Here is an 880-nt window from a genome sequence, read left to right as displayed (position 1 = left end):
GGGGACGCGGCCCGGAGGGCGTGGCGGGACGGAGGGCGTGGCCGGCCGGAGGGCGTGGCCGGCCGGAGGGCGTGGCCGGTGGGGGGCGTGGCCGGTGGGGGGCGCGGCCGGTGGGGGGCGCGGCCCGGAGGGCGTGGCGGGACGGAGGGACGCGGTCGGCCGGCGTGGCCGGTGGGGGGCGCGGCCCGGAGGGCGGCACAGGCCGGAGGGCGTGGCCGGAGGGCGTGGCGGGACGGGTGACGGCCTACGGGGCGAATCGAACGTGATCGTCCCCCCGGCGGGGGGATACCCGCACCGGGGCGGCGGGAACCGTGACGGTCGGGCTTACGGGAAACGCCGTGCCCGGGCAGTCACGGTGGTGGGGCACCGCGGGCCGCCTTCGCACGGGCAGCCGCGTACCGGGCTGCCGTGGAGGGAATGTCCAAGGGAGCCTGCCGTTCCGCCGGTTGCCCCGTGACGAGCTTCCGCAAGGGATTCCAGGGCGGTGCGCAGGAAGCGGATCGCACTTCGCCGCGGTCCGTACCAGGCAGGCTCCGGACCTCCGCACAAAAGATCAGTCCTGGCGGCCCTCTTGTGCGGCGAGCCGCACAAGCGTCAAGGTCCTCAGCGAGGTTCACGCTTCCGCCACGCACCATCCGTTCCTATGGAGGACCGATGAACGAGGCACCATCGCAGAACCACGAGCCCCACGAGAACGACGGCCACGAAGCGGGCCCCGGGCCCGACGGCACCGGTCCCACCAGGCGCTCCGTTCTGTGGACCGCCGGAGCGGCGGGAGCCGGCCTCGGCATCGGCGGGCTGGGGACGGGCAGCGCCGCCGCGGCCGGCGCGGGCCAGGGAGCGGCGGCGGCCGCCGCCCGGGCGGCGGCTCCGGGCGGCC

The 880-nt window shown here is 77.5% G+C and carries 1 pseudogene; it reads left to right on the top strand.

The window, feature by feature from the left end:
- Positions 1-654 precede the first annotated feature (654 nt).
- Positions 655-880, top strand: a pseudogene (locus JXZ78_RS40025) (gfo/Idh/MocA family oxidoreductase); the annotation flags it as partial.

This window comes from Streptomyces monomycini, assembly GCF_022271435.1.
Classification (GTDB): Bacteria; Actinomycetota; Actinomycetes; order Streptomycetales; family Streptomycetaceae; genus Streptomyces; species Streptomyces monomycini.
Note: the sequence above shows the minus strand (reverse complement) of the source record. Positions and strands in the feature narration are given on the sequence as shown.